This window comes from Geodermatophilus sp. SYSU D01036 (assembly GCF_054050435.1).
Genome location: NZ_JBJGZJ010000004.1, coordinates 73,881 through 89,355 on the forward strand (window position 1 = coordinate 73,881; position 15,475 = coordinate 89,355).

Genomic DNA, 15,475 nt, shown 5'->3' on the forward strand with positions numbered 1-15,475 from the left:
CCGCGGGCAGTTGACGACCGCGTCAGGTCCTCGACAGACTCCGTGACCCAGGCCACAGCAGCGCGGGAGAGGGCAGACATGGACAGGGGCATCGGCAGCTGGCCGACGCGGCGGGCGTTCCTCTCCGGGGACCGCACCGCCCTGGTGTCCGGGGAGCGGCGACTCACCTACACCGACTTCGACCGGCGCACCGACCAGCTGGCGCGCGCGCTGCGCGACCTCGGCGTCCGCCAGGGCGACCGGGTGGCCGGGCTGCTGCTCAACAGCCCCGCGTTCCTCGAGACCATGTTCGCCACCGCCAAGCTCGGCGCCGTCTTCGTGCCGATGAACCTGCGCCTGGCGCCCCCCGAGGTCAGCTACCTGCTCGCCGACTCCGGCGCCGACGTCTTCGTCTGGTCCGGGCCCCTGGCGCCGGTCGCCCGCGCCGCGCTGGGCGCCGAGGGCGTCCGCGTGCGGCACCGGGTGGTGGCCGACGGCGAGGCCGGCAACGGCGAGCTCGCCTTCGAGCCGCTGCTGGCCTCCGGCGAGCCGCGAGCGCTGGGCACCGACGTCGCCGGCAGCGACCTGTCCTGCCTGATGTACACCTCCGGCACGACCGGCCGCCCCAAGGGCGCGATGCTCACCCACGACAACCACTTCTGGAACGTCGTCAACGTCCTGTCCTTCGGCCGCGGGCTCAAGGAGAGCGACGTGACCGTGACGGTCGCGCCGATGTTCCACATCGGCGGGCTCGGCGTGCACACGCTGCCGCTGCTGTACCTGGGCGGCACCAACGTGGTCCTGCCGTCGTTCGACCCGGCGCAGACCCTCGAGGCGATGGCGCGGTCGCGGGCGACCGTGCAGTTCCTCGTCCCGGCGATGTGGGCCGCGCTGACCGCGGTCCCCGACTTCGACCGGCACGACCTGTCGGCGCTGGAGCTGGCCGTCACCGGCGGCGCGCCGTGCCCGCTGCCGGTCATCGAGTTCTTCCAGGGCAAGGGCCTGCCCTTCCAGGAGGGCTTCGGCATGACCGAGACCGCGCCGGCGGTGTCGATCCTCGACGCCGACCACGTCAAGGAGAAGGCCGGGTCGATCGGCCGGGCGCTCATGCACGTCGAGGCGCGGATCGTCGACGAGGACGACCGGGACGTCGCCACCGACGTCGTCGGCGAGCTGGTGGTGCGCGGGCCCAACGTGTTCGCCGGCTACTGGGGGCTGCCCGAGGCGACGGCGGAGGCGTTCCGCAACGGCTGGTTCCACACCGGCGACCTGGGCCGGATGGACGCCGAGGGCTTCGTCACCCTGGTCGACCGCAAGAAGGACATGATCATCTCGGGCGGCGAGAACGTGTACCCGATCGAGGTGGAGCAGGTGCTCTACCGGCACCCGGCGGTGCGCGAGGTCGCCGTCGTCGGGGTGCCCGACCCGCGCTGGGGCGAGACGCCGGTCGCCGTCGTCGCCCTGGGCGAGGGCGCCGCCGCCACGGCCGAGGACCTGCTGGGCTACGCGCGGGAGCGGCTGGCCCACTTCAAGTGCCCGACCCGGGTGGAGTTCGTGCCCGAGCTGCCGCGCAACGCCACGGGCAAGGTGCTCAAGACGACGCTGCGCAAGGAGTACGGCGGCGCCGAGGAGGCCGTGCAGCGGTGACGACGGCCGCGCTCGCCGCCGACCCGTGGACCACCCCCGAGCGGGTCGCGCTGCGGCGGCTGGCCCGGGACTTCGTCGCCCGCGAGGTCGCGCCGCACGTCGAGGAGTGGGAGACCGCCGGCGAGCTGCCGCGGGAGCTGCACCGCCGGGCAGCCGCCGCCGGGCTGCTCGGCGTCGCGTTCCCGGAGGAGGTCGGCGGCGGGGGCGGCGACGCGATCGACTCGGCGATCGTCACCGAGGAACTGCTGCTCGGCGGCGGGTCGACCGGCGTCGCGGCGAGCCTGTTCACCCACGGGATCGCGCTGCCGCACGTGGTGGCCGACGGCTCCCCCGCGCTGGTCGACCGGTACGTCCGCCCGACCCTGGCCGGCGAGCTCATCGGGTCCCTCGGCGTCACCGAGCCCGACGCCGGCTCCGACGTCGCGTCGCTGCGGACCCGGGCGGTCCGCGACGGCGACGAGTACGTGGTCGACGGCGCGAAGACCTACATCACCAGCGGCGTGCGCGCGGACTTCGTCACCACGGCCGTCCGCACCGGCGGCCCGGGCCACGCCGGCATCTCGCTGCTGGTGATCGACAAGGGCACGCCCGGGTTCACCGTCGGCCGGCGGCTGGACAAGATGGGCTGGCGCTGCTCGGACACCGCCGAGCTGTCCTTCACCGGCGCCCGGGTGCCGGCGGCGAACCTGGTCGGCCCGGAGAACAGCGGCTTCGGGCAGATCATGCGGCAGTTCCAGTCCGAGCGGCTGAGCCTGGCGGTGCAGGCCTACGCCACCGCGGCCCGCTGCCTGGACCTGGCGCTGGCCTGGGTGCGGCAGCGGGAGACGTTCGGCCGGCCGCTGTCCTCCCGCCAGGTCATCCGGCACAAGCTCGCCGAGATGGCCCGAGAGGTCGACGTCGCCCGCACCTACACCCGCGCGGTGATGCAGCGCTGGCTCGCCGGCGAGGACGTCGTGACCGAGGTGTCGATGGCCAAGAACACCGCCGTGGCCGCCTGCGACTCCGTCGTCGACCAGGCGGTGCAGGTGTTCGGCGGGCTGGGCTACATGCGGGAGTCGGAGGTGGAGCGGCACTACCGCGACGCCCGCATCCTCGGCATCGGCGGCGGGACCACCGAGATCATGAACGAGGTCATCGCCAAGCGGCTGGGCCTGTAGACGCACCCGGCGCCCGCCCCCGGAGGGACGGGCGCCGGGTGCGGCTCCGCCGGTTCAGCCGGCCAGCTGGGCGGCGAGCTCACCCTCGAACGCCTCCTGGACGACCTCGGCACCGCCGGGGACGTCGGCCGGCCGCAGGATGAGGCTCTGCGTGCTCGGCGAGACGCCGGTCTCGAACCCGTTGATCGGCACCAGCAGGCCGCCGGTGTCGACGTCCTCCAGCTCACCGAACGCCGCGACGACGCCCTCGCGGGTCAGGTCGCCGCTCTCGCAGGCCGCGTCGAGCACCTGGTTCATCACGTCGCCCATCGCGTAGCCGAAGATCGCGCCGAGGCTCGGCGTGACGTTCGGGTAGGCCGCCTCGTACTGCTCGAGCAGCTCGGGCTGGGCGTCCCACGCGGTGACCGGCGAGGCCACGTAGAGGTGGTCCTTGAGCCACTGCGCCGACGCGCCCTGCAGCAGGCCCGGCGCGAACACCGGGTTGCTGCCCAGGATCGGGACGTCGAGGCCCTGGGCCTGCGCCACCGCGGCCACCGAGGCGGTCTGCGTGGGCGCGACGGTCAGCACGATCGCGTCGACGCCGGCCGAGGCGAACTGGGTGACCTGCGCGGACATGTCCTGGTCGGTGGACTTGATCTGCGCCGGGATCACCTCCAGGCCGCGGGCCTCCGCGACGGCCTCGGTGCCGGCCAGGCCGTTCTCCCCGTACTCGCCCTCGAAGTAGATGTGCCCGACGGTGGCGCCGTCCTGCAGCAGCCCCTGGTCGAACAGGTACTGGTAGCCGTTGGCGATCTCGACGTCGTAGGTCGCACCGAGGACGCCGGTGCCCGGGATCTCGGTGAGCGTGCGCGCCCAGGCCGACGGGAAGTTGACGATCTGGTCGCTCTCGTAGTCCCCGGCCAGCGCGGTGTTGATCGGCGACCCGATCGTCTGCTGCATCGCCAGCACGTTGGGCTCCATCGCGCTGTAGAGCTGCACGCCGGTCTGCGGCACGTAGCCGGTGTCCTGGACGTCGAGCTCGACGTCGTAGGTGTCGCAGACCTGGTTGTCCTCCCAGTACAGGGTGTTGCCGTTGGTGATGTCCTGGCCGAGCGCGGCGAAGACGCCGGTCAGGTCGGTGAGCACCCCGAGCCGGATCGTGGTGTCCTCCACGCCGACGTCGGTGGTGACGTCGCCGCCGCCCTCGCCTCCCCCGCCGCCGCCGCCGTCCTCGGCCCGGGTGCTGCAGCCGCTGACGACGACGACGGTGACGGCGGCCAGGACGGTGGCCCCCCGCAGACGTACTGCTGCTCTCATCTGGCGCTCCCTTGCGCTGGTGGATCGGACTGTTCGGGGACGGTGCTGGGCGCACCCGAGCCCGGTGTGGCGCTCGGGGATCCGCGGCCGGGTCTGCGTCCCCGGCGGCGGAAGCGGTGGGCGATCCCGACCAGGCCGCCGGGCTCGAAGAGGACGACGAGCACGATCGCCAGGCCGAACAGGTAGCGGGCGGCGGTGCCGGCGGCGATGCCGCCCTCGCCGGGCGCGCTCACGAGCGGCAGCACGTCGGCGAACTGCTGGAACACCAGCGGCAGGGCGGTGACGAACGCGGCGCCCAGCGCCGCGCCGCCCACCGAGCCGAGCCCGCCGAGCACGATCATCGCCAGGTACAGCACCGAGACGGTCAGGCCGAAGGACTCCGGCGCGATGCTGCCGATCGACAGCGCGTACATCACCCCGGACAGCCCGGCGTACATGGAGCTGACCATGAACACCCGCGCCTTGTAGGCCTGCACGTTGACGCCCATGACCGAGGCGGCGACCTCGCTGTCGCGGAGCGTCTCCAGCGCCCGGCCGGGCCGGCTGCGCAGCAGGTTGCGGGCGAAGACGTAGGCGGCCAGCGCCAGGACGATGCCGAGGTACCAGAGCCGCTCGGCCTCCCGGTAGGGGACGCCGAGGACGAACAGCGTCGGGTCGCTGTTGCCGAAGCTGAACCCGAACAGCGAGAACTCCGGCACCGAGCGGCCGTTGAAGCCGCCGGTGACCGGCGTCCAGGTGTTGAGCACGTGGACGCCGATGAACACCAGCCCGAGCGAGGCGACGCCGAGGTAGATGCCGCGCAGCCGGGCCGCGATCGGGCTGAACAGCAGGCCGGCGAGGCCGGCGAGCAGCACGCCGAGCACCATGCCGACGATCGGCGGCAGCTCCAGGCCGCGCAGCGCCGCCCGGGTGCCCAGGCCGCCGGACTCGCCGGAGACGTAGGTGTAGGTGGTCGCGCCGACGGCGAGGAAGAACGCGTGCGCCAGCGACAGCTGGCCGCTGGTGCCGACCAGCAGGTTCAGCCCGATCGCGCCGACGATCGCGCCGGCGACGGCGAAGCCGGTGCGCAGCCAGAACTCCTCGACGTACAGCGGGAGCACCAGCAGCACGACGAGGGCGGCCACGAGCAGCACCGGCCGGAGCCAGCGCAGCAGCGGGGAGCGGCCGGGCCGGGAGGCGTCCGCCGCCGTCGTCCGGCCGCGCGCCCCGGTGGGGGCGGAGAGGGTGTCAGACACGTGTCAGCTCCTTGGTCCCGAACAGGCCGGAGGGGCGGACCAGCAGCACGATGATCATCACGACGTAGGGCGCGACCTCGCCGAAGCCGCGGCCGAGGAACGACAGCTCCTCCTGGTATCCGGCCACCAGCGCCTCGGTGATCCCGATGAGCAGCCCGCCGACCAGCGCGCCGCCGGTGGAGTCCAGGCCGCCGAGGATCGCCGCGGGGAACGCGCGCAGCGCGACCGTGTAGGCCGCCGCGCTCACGCCCGGCGTCGGGGCGCCGACGAGGAACAGCGCCGCCACCGCGGCGAGGACCCCCGCGACGATCCAGGCCAGCGCCGACACCCGGCCCTGCCGGATGCCCATGAGCGCGGCCGCCTCGCCGTCCTCGGCGGAGGCCCGCATCGCCACGCCCCAGCTGGAGTACTTGAAGGCGACGAAGAAGGCGACGATCAGGACGCCGGCGACGCCCATGGCGATCAGCCGGTTCTCGCTGATGCCGACGCTGCCGATGCGGACCGAGTCGCCGCCCCACGGGTGCGGGACGTTGAGGATGTCCGGGCCGATCTGCCGGATGAGCTCGGTCAGGATGATGATGTCGACGCCGATGGTGACGATCGCCAGGCTGATCACCGGCGCCCCGCGGAGCTGGTTGATGACCAGCCGCTCGACGAGGAACGCCGCCAGCGCCGTGAACCCGACGCCGACGAGCACCGCGGGCAGGAAGCCGATCGGGTCCGACAGCCGCGCGATCGTGTAGGCGCCGAGCAGCAGCAGCGACCCGTGGGTGAAGCTGACCACCTCGCTGGCCTTGAAGATGATCACGAAGCCGAGCGCGATGAGCGCGTAGATGGCGCCCAGCGAGATGCCGTTGAGCAGCAGGGACAGGAACTGGGTCACGGCCGGCTCCCCGGGGCGTCGGTGGCGGTGGCGCCGTGGGCGGTGGACTGCTCGGCGGTGGACTGCGCGTCGGTGGACTGCTCGGCGGTGGGCCGGGCGTCGGTGTGCCGGCCGGCGGTGTGGTGGCCGGCGGCCTCGGCGGGGCCGACCTCGGTGCCCGAGCCGAGATAGGCGCGGATGACCTCGGGGTCGGACTGGACCTCCGCCGGGGTGCCGTCGGCGATGCGGCGGCCGAAGTCGAGGACGGTCACCCGGTCGGCCAGCGACATGACCATCCCCATGTCGTGCTCGACGAGGATGACCGAGATCCCCAGCGCCGAGCGGATCTCCCGGATCGCGTCGGCCATCCGGTCGGTCTCCTGCGCGTTCATCCCGGCGACCGGCTCGTCGAGCAGCAGCAACCGGGGCTCGATGCACAGCGCCCGGGCCACCTCGACCCGCTTCTGGTCGCCGTAGGACAGCACCCCCACGGGGGTGTGCAGCTTGGCGCCGAGGTCGAGGAACTCGGCGATCTCGCGGATGCGCTCGCCGTGGACCCGCCCCTCCCGGGTGGCCCGCGGCAGCCGCAGCCCGGAGGAGAGGAAGCCCGCCTTGGTGAGGTGGTGGCGGCCGAGCATGAGGTTCTCGGCCACCGTCTGCGTGCCCGACAGCGCGATGTTCTGGAACGCGCGGGCCACGCCGACACCGGCGATCTGGAACGGCCGCATCACGCTCAGGCGGGCCTCGCCGAACCGGACCTCCCCGGCGCTGGCGCGGTAGACCCCGGAGAGGACGTTGAACAGCGTCGACTTGCCGGCCCCGTTGGGCCCGATGACGGCGTGGATGGCGCCCGGGGCGACGGTGAACGAGACGTCGTTGAGCGCCTTGATCGCGCCGAAGGCCACGCTGACGCCGTCGACCTCGACCGGCGGGACGTCGTCCCGGGTGGTCGCCGCGGTCACGCCGTCCACCGCGAGAGGGTGCGGCGGGGAGCCCGCTCGACGCGCTCGGCGGACGGTTCGGCGCCGGCGTGCCCGAGGTAGAGCCGCTGCACCTCGTCGGTGGCGGCGAGCTCGCGGGCGTCGCCGGACAGGGACACCTCGCCGACGTCGAGGACGTAGGCGCGGTCGGCGACGCCGAGGGCCATCGTCGCGTTCTGCTCGACCAGCAGCACCGACGTCCCCTGCCGGTTGATCTCGGCGATCACCTCGCCGATCTGGCCGATGACGCGGGGCGCGAGGCCCAGGGACGGCTCGTCGAGCAGCAGCAGCCGCGGGCTGGCCATGAGTGCGCGGCCGATGGCGAGCATCTGCTGCTCCCCGCCGGACAGCAGCCCGGCCCGCTGCCCGGCGCGGTCGCGCAGCACCGGGAACAGGTCGTGCACGCGGGTGACGGCCCGTGCCTTGGCGGCGCGGTCGCGGTTGCCCATGCCGCCGGCGCGCAGGTTCTCCTCGACGGTGAGCCGGCCGAAGATCCGCCGTCCCTCCGGCACCTGGACGACGCCGCGGCGCACGATCTGGCCCGGGTCGCGGCGGGTGAGGTCGGTGTCCTCGAAGCGCACCGTGCCGGCGTCGACCCGGCCGCGGTGCAGCCGCAGCGTCCCGGAGACGGTGCGCAGCAGCGTCGTCTTGCCCGCGCCGTTGCTCCCGAGCACGGCCACGACCGAGCCGTCGGGGACCTCCATCGACACGCCCCGGACGGCCTGGACGACGCCGCCGTAGCTCACCTGCAGCCGGTCGACGGTCAGCACGGCGCCACCGGCTCCCGGAGCACCCCGTGTGATGTGTGCCACATGCGCACGGACGATAGGGGGAACGTCAAGATCGCGGCCCGAGCAGGACCGGGACCGTGACCTGCCGGTGATACGGCACTGTCCAGTACCGCTCACCACCGCCGGCGCCGGGCGCGGTCAGGCGCCGGCGACGTCGAGGACGCGGACCGTGCCGTCGCCGGAGTTGGTGACGAGCAGCCGGCGCCCGTCCGGGGTCACGGTGACGCTCGTCGGGTCGGTCCCGGTGGGGATCCGCGCGGTGACGGCGCCGGTGCCGGCGTCGACCACCGCCACGGTGCCGTCCTCCACGTTGGCGGTGTAGAGGTGGCGGCCGTCCGGGGCCCAGGTGACGTCCTGCGGCCCGGCGCCCACGCCGGGCACGGTGGCCACCACGGTGTCCGTCGCCGGGTCGAGGAGCGTGACGTCGTCGCTGATGTAGCCGACCACCGCGACCCGCGTCCCGTCCGGCGAGGTCTCCAGAGCGTGCGGCCCGTCGCCGACGGGGACGGTCGCCAGCACCCGGTGGTCCTCGAGGGACAGGACGGTCACCACGTCGGAGAAGTGGTTGGTGACGTAGACGGCCTCGCGGCCGGGCACGAAGGCGACCCAGTGCGGGGACGGCGCGACGTCGACCCGGTCGACCAGCGCCCCGGTGTCGGCGTCGAGGACGTCGAGGTGGTCCTCGTCGTAGTAGGGCACGTACAGGCGGCGGCCGCCGGGGTCGGTCGCCATGGCGTACGGGCCGCGGCCCACCGGCACGGCGCCGGTGACCGTGTCGGTGGCGGTGTCGATGGTGACGACGACGTCGGTGGCGAACTCCTCGTCGTAGGCCGAGACGAAGACGCGGCTCCCGTCCGGGGAGGTGGTGACCATCTGCGGCGGCGCCTGGGGCACGGGGACGGTCCCCCTCACCTCGGCGGTGGCGGGGTCGATGCGGAGGACGGCCCCGAGGACTGGGTCGGCCACGTAGGCGGAGCGGCCGTCGGGGGTGACCGCGAGGTGGTGCGGCGACGACCCGACCGGGACCGCGGGGCCGACCCCCGGGCCAGCGGCACTGGTGACCGACGGCGGCGCGGCGGACGACGTCGCGCCGGCCTGCCCGCCGTGCGCGTGCTCCCCGGCGCCGGCCGAGGTCGCGGCCGCACCCGCCCGCGGCTCGGGGGTCGCTCCACCCCGGGGCCACAGGAGCACGCCCGCGACCACCGCTGCCGCGAGGAGCGCCAGGCCGAGGCCCGGAGCCGCTCCGTGCCGGCGCGCCCGCCGCCGGCGGTGCCTGCCGTGCACGACCGCGTGGTCCTGCTCCATGCCGGATCGCCCCCGTCCACCGTCCGGGTGTGCGCGTCGCAGGGGATGGATGGTCGGGGCCCGCCCCGCCCGGGACAAGGGGGGACGGCGCCGGCAGCGCGACCGGCACCACCCGTTGCGGAACGCGGTCGTCGTCGTCATCAGCAGCCTGGGCGCGCCGCTGGTCCCCGCGATCGCCGCCACGATGGACGCCCGCTGCCTGCCGCCCGGTGGTCGCTGACCGCCACGCTGCTGGTCGGCGCGGTGGCCACGCCCGCGGTGGGCCGGCTCGGCGACGGGCCGCACCGGCGCCGCGTCGTCCTCGCCGTACTGGCCGCGGTGACCGCCGGCGGGGTGTTGGCGGCCCTCCCCCCCTGGGCCTGGGGTGGCTGGTCGCCGGCCGCGCGCTGCAGGGCCCCGGGCTCGGGCTGACGCCGCTGGCCATTGCCACCGCCCGTGAGGCGCTGACCGGCGACCGCTCCCGCTCGACGATCGCGGCGCTGTCGCTCACCGTCGTCGCCGGGGTCGGCCTCGGCTATCCGCTGGCCGGGCTCGGCGGGGTGCACGCCGCGTTCTGGGCCGGCGCCGCGGTCAGCCTCGCCGCGCTGCCGGCCGCGGCCGCGGACCCGCCGCCGGCCGCGACCACGACGCGGCGGCCGCTCGACGTCGTCGGCGCGCTCCTGCTGGGCGCCGGGCCGACCGGGCTGCTCGTCGCGCTCGGCGAGGCCGAGACGGAGGGCTGGACCGCCCCGGCGCCGTGGCTGCCGGCCGGCGGGGCGGTCGCGGTCCTCGGTGCCCGTCCTCGCCCAGACGCCGGCCTCCCCGGCCTGGGCTTCGGCGCCTCGCTGCTCGTGGCCGGGCTGGTGCTGCTGCCGTTCTCGGCGGCCAGCTTGCTCGGGGGCCGGCTCGCCCGGGCGCTGGCCGACCGGCGGCGGCAGCACCTGGTGCTCCCGGTCCGCCGCGCCCGTACAGGCCGGCGCGTTCGTGCTGTTCGGGCTGACCCGCAGCGACCTGTGGCGGCTGTTCGCCGTCATGGCCGTCGCGGGGCTCGGGGTGGGCGCGTCCTTCGCGGCGTTCCCCGCGCTCGTGGTCGCCGCGGTGCCGCCGTCGGAGACCGGCAGCGCCATGAGCCTCAACCAGGTCCTGCGCTACGTCGGCTTCGCGCTCGGCAGCGCGCTGACCGCCACCCTGCTCGGCGCGGCGACGCCCGGTCCCGGCGCCGCGCCGGGCGACAGCGGTTACGCCGCCGTCGCGGTCGTCGGGCTGGCCGTGTGCGGAACGACCACCGCCGTCGTCTCCTGGCCGGCGCCGGGACGCGCGGAGGGGCGGCCCCGGGAGTCCGGGACCGCCCCTCGTCGAGCGTCAGGTGCCGTGCGTCAGTAGGTCACACAGGCGAGGTAGGCGAAACCCTCCTGCGCGGCCTGGAACGGGTCGAACGTCGGGTCGCCGAAGCGCGGGTCGTGCTCGACGACGAAGTACTTCGTGCTCCCGCCGCCGGCGGCGAAGATCTCCGGGAAGTCGATGACGCCGCGGCCCACGATCTCGATCCGACGGTCGGGCGTCCCGGCCAGGTCCTTGACGTGGAACAGCTGGATCCGGTTGCCGTAACGCTCGAGGATCTCGACCGGGTCGGCGCCGGCGAAGGTCGCCCAGTACAGGTCGAGCTGGAAGGCGACGTTCCGCGGGTCGGTGTACGCCATCAGGATGTCGTAGGCGGTCCGCCCGTTGAAGACGTCGGTGAACTCCCAGTTGTGGTTGTGCACGATCAGCGTCTGGCCGGCCTTGCGGGCCTGCTCACCGACGGTGTTCAGGTACTGGGCGTAGGCGATCCACTCCGCCTCGGTGTTCAGGTTGGGAGTGCCACCCGACCCGAAGTACTTGACGCCGAGGACCCGGTTCTCCTCGAGGATCTGCCCGATGTCCGCAGGCTGGGCGGGGGTCCCCACGCCGACGTGCCGGGCCGGGGCCTTGAGGCCGTACTCGTCGAGCAGGGCACGGAACTGCTCCGCGGTCAGGCCGCTCAGGCTGAACGGCTCGACGTTGCGGTAGCCCATCTCGGACAGCCGGCGCAGGACCTCCTCGAGGCGGCCCTGGGTGGCCGCGTCGGTCCCGAAGCCGATGTACTCGGCGAACGTCCAGAGCTGGATGGAGATCTTGCTGGCCGGGACGCCGCGGCCGGCGCAGTCGGAGGAACTCCCCGGGGACTGGGTGGAGGGGGCGGCGTTCGCGGGGCCGACGAGGCCCACGAACAGGAGTGCGGACAGGGCGGCCAGCAGCACGGCTCGCGTCAGGTAACGCAGGTCTCTCACGGGGTCGATCGGTCCTCTCGGGAGTGACGGCGCACGTCGCACCCCGGAGCGCCCGGACGGGCCCGGCGAGCCGCGGTGATCTGTGCCGTGTGCCACAACCTAGCGAGACTTCCGCCCTCCGCAAAGCGAAAGGTCGCGCAACACTGAGCGCAACCGATGACACGCCGTAGCGCGAGCATTCCCCCAGGTCAAGAGCGTGTCGCACGGACTGGGCAGTCTCGTTTGTCACTGTTTGGTCACGGATTGTCGACATAGTTACTCCCGCTACCTAACGTCTTCGCGGGCTGCCAGAGAGTGATCACCGGTGGTTCCCCACCGGTGATCGGCGGTCCTCGTCCGACATGGGAGACGGTCCTTGAAGAAGAGAGCTCTTCCCCTGGTCGTGGGTGCCGCGCTGGTCGCGGTCGCCCTGCCCACGACCGCGCACGCGGCACCACCACAGGAGGACCCCGGTGCGGCCCCCGCCCGGGCGCACGACCTGCCCAACCCGCTGGGTGACAAGCAGCGCGAACTGCGCCAGGAGGCCCTCGAGCAGGTCGTCTCCGGCCAGGCCACGCCGACCGGCGACAACAAGGTCGTCGAGGTCGCCAAGGGCCAGTACGTCGAGCTGGCCCAGGAGGACAGCGACGCGATCTGGACCGTGCTCGGCGAGTTCAGCGACCTGCCGCACAACCGGATCCCCCGGCCCGACCGGAGCGTGGACAACACCACGATCTGGGCGCAGGACTTCTCGCAGCCCTACTTCGACCAGCTGCTCTACAGCTCCGCGGACGGGGCCAACTCGGTCGCGAACTTCTACGAGGAGCTCTCCTCGGGCCGCTACACCGTCACCGGTGAGGTCGAGGACTGGGTCCAGGTGCCCGGCACCGGCGCGTCCTACGGCGACAACGACCTCGGTGACCGCGTCACCTGGAACTTCGTCAACGACACGGTCAACACCTGGTACGCGAAGCAGGAGGCCGCGGGCAAGACCGTCGCGGAGATCGACCAGTACCTCTCGCAGTTCGACGTCTGGGACCGCTACGACCAGGACGGCGACGGCAACTTCGACGAGGCCGACGGCTACATCGACCACTTCCAGGCCGTGCACTCCGGCATGGGCGAGGAGGTCGGCGGCGGCGTCCTCGGGGACGACGCCATCTGGTCGCACCGCTGGTACAACCAGACCAACCGCGTCGGCACCGCCGGCCCGACGCTGGCCGACGGCACGCAGGTCAAGCTCGGCGGCACGCAGGTCGGCGGGTCGAAGTACTGGATCGGCGACTACACGGTCGAGCCGGAGAACGGCGGCGTCGGCGTGTTCGCCCACGAGTTCGGCCACGACCTCGGCCTGCCGGACCTCTACGACACCTCCGGCAACAGCGGCGGCGCCGAGAACAGCACCGCCTTCTGGACGCTGATGTCGTCGGGCTCCTACGGCAACAGCGGCCAGCCGGCCGACGGCATCGGCACCAAGCCGATCCACATGGGCGCGTGGGAGAAGCTGCAGCTGGGCTGGCTCGACTACGAGGTCGTGCGGCCGGGCGCCCGGGCCGACACCCGCCTCGGCCCGTCGACGGCCACCACCAAGCAGGCGCAGGCGCTGATCGTGCTGCTGCCGGACCGCGAGGTCACCACGGACATCGGCGACCCGTACGAGGGCGAGGACTTCTGGTACTCGGGCCAGGGCGACGACCTCGACAACTCGATGCTGACGGCGCTGCCCCCCGGCGCGACGACGCTGACCGCCAAGGTCCGGTACGACATCGAGCAGGACTGGGACTACGCCTACGTCGTCTACACGACCGACGGCGGCCGCACCTTCACCTCGCTGCCGACCAACCGCTCGGTGACCACCGACCCCAACGGCCAGAACTCCGGCCACGGGATCACCGGCACCTCCGGCGGCCAGTGGGTCGACCTCACCGCCGACCTGACCGGCGTCCCGGTGGGCGCCCAGGTGGGCTTCCGCTACTGGACCGACGGCGCGGAGGTCCGGCCCGGCTTCCAGGTGGACGCCGTCTCGCTCGGCGGCACCGCGGTGACGGACTGGACCCTCGACGGGTTCACCGTCTCCACCGGTTCGGCGACGGAGTCCGTCTTCAACGCCTACATCGCCGAGAACCGCGCCTACACCGGCTACGACGCCGGCCTGCAGACCGGCCCGTACAACTTCGGCGACCCGTCGCGCCCGGACTGGGCCGAGCGGCTGCCCTACCAGGACGGCCTGCTGATCAGCTACTGGAACGCCCAGTACGAGGACAACAACGTCGGCGCCCACCCCGGTGGCGGGCTGATCCTGCCGGTCGACGCCCACCCGGGCCTGCTCTACGAGCCGACCGACGACGAGGGCACCAACCGGGCCGACGGCGAGTCCTGGCGGCCGCGGATCCAGTCCTACGACTCCACCTTCGGGCGGCAGGCGACGGACCGGATCACGCTGCACGACCCGGACACCGGCGCGGCTCGGACCTACGGCGGGCTGCCCGCCGTGCCGACCTTCGACGACACGCAGGACTGGTACGTGGCCCCGGGTGAGCAGCCCGACGCCAACGGCTGGACCGGCGTCGACGTGCCGAAGACCGGCACCCGCATCACCGTGGTGAGCACCAGCGCCCACGACGGGTTCATGCAGGTCCGCGTCAACGGCTGACCTGCCACACGAGGACGGCCCCCCGGCGTCAGCCGGGGGGCCGTTCTGCGTGCGGAGGGCGGGAGCTCAGCGGGGCCGGCGTCCCACGGTGGTGAGCCGGACGGTCTCCGGCAGGGCGCGCAGCGCGGCCAGCAGGTCCGCCGGCAGCTCGGCGCTCACGTCGGTGACCGCGTACCCGAGCTCGCCGCGGGTGGCCAGCACCTGGCCGTCGACGTTGAGGCCGTGCTCGCCGACCAGCGCGTCGACGCGGGCGAGGACGCCGGGCACGTTGCGGTGCAGCAGCGCGAAGCGGGCCGCCGACGACCCGTGCAGGGCCACGGTCGGCAGGTTGACGCTCAGCGTCGTCGTCCCGGTGGTCGTGTAGTCGACGAGCTTGCCGGCGACGAAGCGCCCGATGTCGTGCTGCGCCTCCTGCGTCGACCCGCCGACGTGCGGGGTGAGGATGACGTTGGGCAGGCCGCGCAGCACCGAGTCGAACGGGTCGCCCTGCTCGCGCGGCTCCTCGGGGAACACGTCGACCGCGGCCCCGGCGATGTGGCCGGACAGGACGTGCTCGCGCAGCGCCTCGTGGTCGACGACGAACCCGCGGGAGAGGTTGAGGAACAGGCTGCGCCGGCGCATCCGGGCGAACTGCTCGGCGCCGAACAGCCCGGCGTTGCCGGCCCGCCCGTCGACGTGCAGCGTCACCGTCTCCGCCCGCTCGAGCAGCTCCTCCAGGCTGTCGCAGCGCTCCGCGTTGCCGAGCGCCAGCTTGTCCTCGAGGTCGTAGAACAGCACCCGCATGCCCAGCGCCTCGGCGAGCACCGACAGCTGGCTGCCGATGTTGCCGTAGCCGACGATGCCGAGCGTGCGGCCGCGGATCTCGTGGCTGCCGGCGGCCGACTTGTCCCAGGTGCCGGCGTGCAGCGCGCGGTCCCGGTCGACCAGCCGCCGCGCCAGGATGACGATCTCCGCGATCGCCATCTCCACCACGCTGCGGGTGTTGGAGTACGGCGCGTTGAACACCGCGATCCCCGCGGCCGCGGCCGCCGCGAGGTCGATCTGGTTGGTGCCGATGCAGAAGGCGCCGACCGCCGCGAGGCCGGGCCGGGCGCGCACGACCTCGCCGGTCACCTGGGTCTTGGACCGGATCCCGAGCAGGTCGACGCCGTCCAGCGCGTCGACCAGGTCGGCCTCGTCCAGCGCTCCCCGGAGGGACTCCACCTGGTAGCCGGCCTCCCGCAGCAGGTCGGCCGCCACCGGGTCGATGTTCTCCAGCAGCAGGGCTCTGGGCACTCCGGGGACCTCCTCGACCGGGGACCGC

At 73.6% G+C, this 15,475-nt stretch carries 13 protein-coding genes; 5 read left to right on the forward strand and 8 right to left on the reverse strand.

Annotated features, from left to right (window positions below):
* Window positions 1-78: 78 nt before the first annotated feature.
* Both ACI8AR_RS06430 and ACI8AR_RS06435 read left to right on the forward strand, forming a co-directional pair.
* The gene (locus ACI8AR_RS06430) at window positions 79-1,626 is read left to right on the forward strand and encodes an acyl-CoA synthetase (protein WP_457050247.1); all 1,548 of its coding nucleotides are present in this window, start codon (window positions 79-81) and stop codon (window positions 1,624-1,626) included.
* Window positions 1,623-2,783, forward strand: a complete 1,161-nt coding sequence (locus ACI8AR_RS06435) for an acyl-CoA dehydrogenase family protein (RefSeq protein ID WP_457050248.1) — start codon at window positions 1,623-1,625, stop codon at window positions 2,781-2,783. The genes ACI8AR_RS06430 and ACI8AR_RS06435 overlap by 4 nt, the downstream gene beginning before the upstream one ends.
* Before the next feature lie 54 nt (window positions 2,784-2,837).
* On the opposite strand, the gene ACI8AR_RS06440 is transcribed toward ACI8AR_RS06435, so the two are convergent.
* The 6 genes from ACI8AR_RS06440 to ACI8AR_RS06465 all read right to left on the reverse strand — a co-directional run bounded on the left by ACI8AR_RS06440 (window position 2,838) and on the right by ACI8AR_RS06465 (window position 9,252).
* A complete protein-coding gene (locus ACI8AR_RS06440) occupies window positions 2,838-4,079 on the reverse strand; it encodes an ABC transporter substrate-binding protein (RefSeq protein ID WP_457050249.1) in 1,242 nt (413 codons plus the stop codon).
* Window positions 4,076-5,314, reverse strand: a complete 1,239-nt coding sequence (locus ACI8AR_RS06445; RefSeq protein WP_457050250.1) for a branched-chain amino acid ABC transporter permease — start codon at window positions 5,312-5,314, stop codon at window positions 4,076-4,078. Before ACI8AR_RS06445 ends, ACI8AR_RS06440 begins: the two co-directional genes overlap by 4 nt.
* Window positions 5,307-6,197, reverse strand: coding sequence for a branched-chain amino acid ABC transporter permease (locus ACI8AR_RS06450; RefSeq protein WP_456935283.1), 891 nt, complete (start codon window positions 6,195-6,197; stop codon window positions 5,307-5,309). The genes ACI8AR_RS06445 and ACI8AR_RS06450 overlap by 8 nt, the downstream gene beginning before the upstream one ends.
* A complete protein-coding gene (locus ACI8AR_RS06455; RefSeq protein WP_457050251.1) occupies window positions 6,194-7,147 on the reverse strand; it encodes an ABC transporter ATP-binding protein in 954 nt (317 codons plus the stop codon). The genes ACI8AR_RS06450 and ACI8AR_RS06455 overlap by 4 nt, the downstream gene beginning before the upstream one ends.
* Window positions 7,135-7,926 (reverse strand): ABC transporter ATP-binding protein, encoded by a 792-nt coding sequence (locus tag ACI8AR_RS06460; protein ID WP_457050252.1) that lies wholly within the window; start codon window positions 7,924-7,926, stop codon window positions 7,135-7,137. The genes ACI8AR_RS06455 and ACI8AR_RS06460 overlap by 13 nt, the downstream gene beginning before the upstream one ends.
* Window positions 7,927-8,085: 159 nt before the next feature.
* The gene (locus tag ACI8AR_RS06465) at window positions 8,086-9,252 is read right to left on the reverse strand and encodes a YVTN family beta-propeller repeat protein (RefSeq protein ID WP_457050253.1); all 1,167 of its coding nucleotides are present in this window, start codon (window positions 9,250-9,252) and stop codon (window positions 8,086-8,088) included.
* 49 nt (window positions 9,253-9,301) lie between these two features.
* On the opposite strand from ACI8AR_RS06465, the gene ACI8AR_RS06470 reads away from it, so the two are divergent.
* Together ACI8AR_RS06470 and ACI8AR_RS06475 are read left to right on the forward strand one after the other, a co-directional pair.
* Window positions 9,302-9,472, forward strand: a complete 171-nt coding sequence (locus ACI8AR_RS06470; RefSeq protein ID WP_457050254.1) for a hypothetical protein — start codon at window positions 9,302-9,304, stop codon at window positions 9,470-9,472.
* A 743-nt stretch (window positions 9,473-10,215) separates the two neighbouring features.
* Complete coding sequence (locus tag ACI8AR_RS06475; RefSeq protein ID WP_457050255.1) at window positions 10,216-10,614, forward strand: hypothetical protein; 399 nt, start codon at window positions 10,216-10,218, stop codon at window positions 10,612-10,614.
* Here the strand turns inward: ACI8AR_RS06475 and ACI8AR_RS06480 are convergent.
* Window positions 10,608-11,540 carry a sugar phosphate isomerase/epimerase family protein gene (locus ACI8AR_RS06480; RefSeq protein ID WP_457050256.1) on the reverse strand — a complete coding sequence of 311 codons (933 nt, stop codon included), beginning with the start codon at window positions 11,538-11,540 and terminating at the stop codon, window positions 10,608-10,610. The two genes, ACI8AR_RS06475 and ACI8AR_RS06480, sit on opposite strands and share 7 nt — an antisense overlap.
* A 355-nt stretch (window positions 11,541-11,895) precedes the next feature.
* On the opposite strand from ACI8AR_RS06480, the gene ACI8AR_RS06485 reads away from it, so the two are divergent.
* Window positions 11,896-14,172: an immune inhibitor A domain-containing protein gene (locus ACI8AR_RS06485; protein WP_457050257.1), complete on the forward strand. Its 2,277-nt coding sequence runs from the start codon at window positions 11,896-11,898 to the stop codon at window positions 14,170-14,172.
* Window positions 14,173-14,238: 66 nt separating this feature from the next.
* Here the strand turns inward: ACI8AR_RS06485 and serA are convergent, their stop codons facing one another.
* Window positions 14,239-15,447: a phosphoglycerate dehydrogenase gene (serA, locus tag ACI8AR_RS06490; RefSeq protein ID WP_457050258.1), complete on the reverse strand. Its 1,209-nt coding sequence runs from the start codon at window positions 15,445-15,447 to the stop codon at window positions 14,239-14,241.
* Window positions 15,448-15,475: the final 28 nt, after the last annotated feature.

What these genes read in the sequence shown, in the direction of transcription:
- ACI8AR_RS06430 (WP_457050247.1), top strand. Translation starts at nt 79, where the DNA reads ATGGACAGGGGCATCGGCAGCTGGCCGACGCGGCGGGCGTTCCTCTCC.
- ACI8AR_RS06440 (WP_457050249.1), bottom strand. Translation starts at nt 4,079, where the DNA reads ATGAGAGCAGCAGTACGTCTGCGGGGGGCCACCGTCCTGGCCGCCGTC.
- ACI8AR_RS06465 (WP_457050253.1), bottom strand. Translation starts at nt 9,252, where the DNA reads ATGGAGCAGGACCACGCGGTCGTGCACGGCAGGCACCGCCGGCGGCGG.
- ACI8AR_RS06470 (WP_457050254.1), top strand. Translation starts at nt 9,302, where the DNA reads ATGGTCGGGGCCCGCCCCGCCCGGGACAAGGGGGGACGGCGCCGGCAG.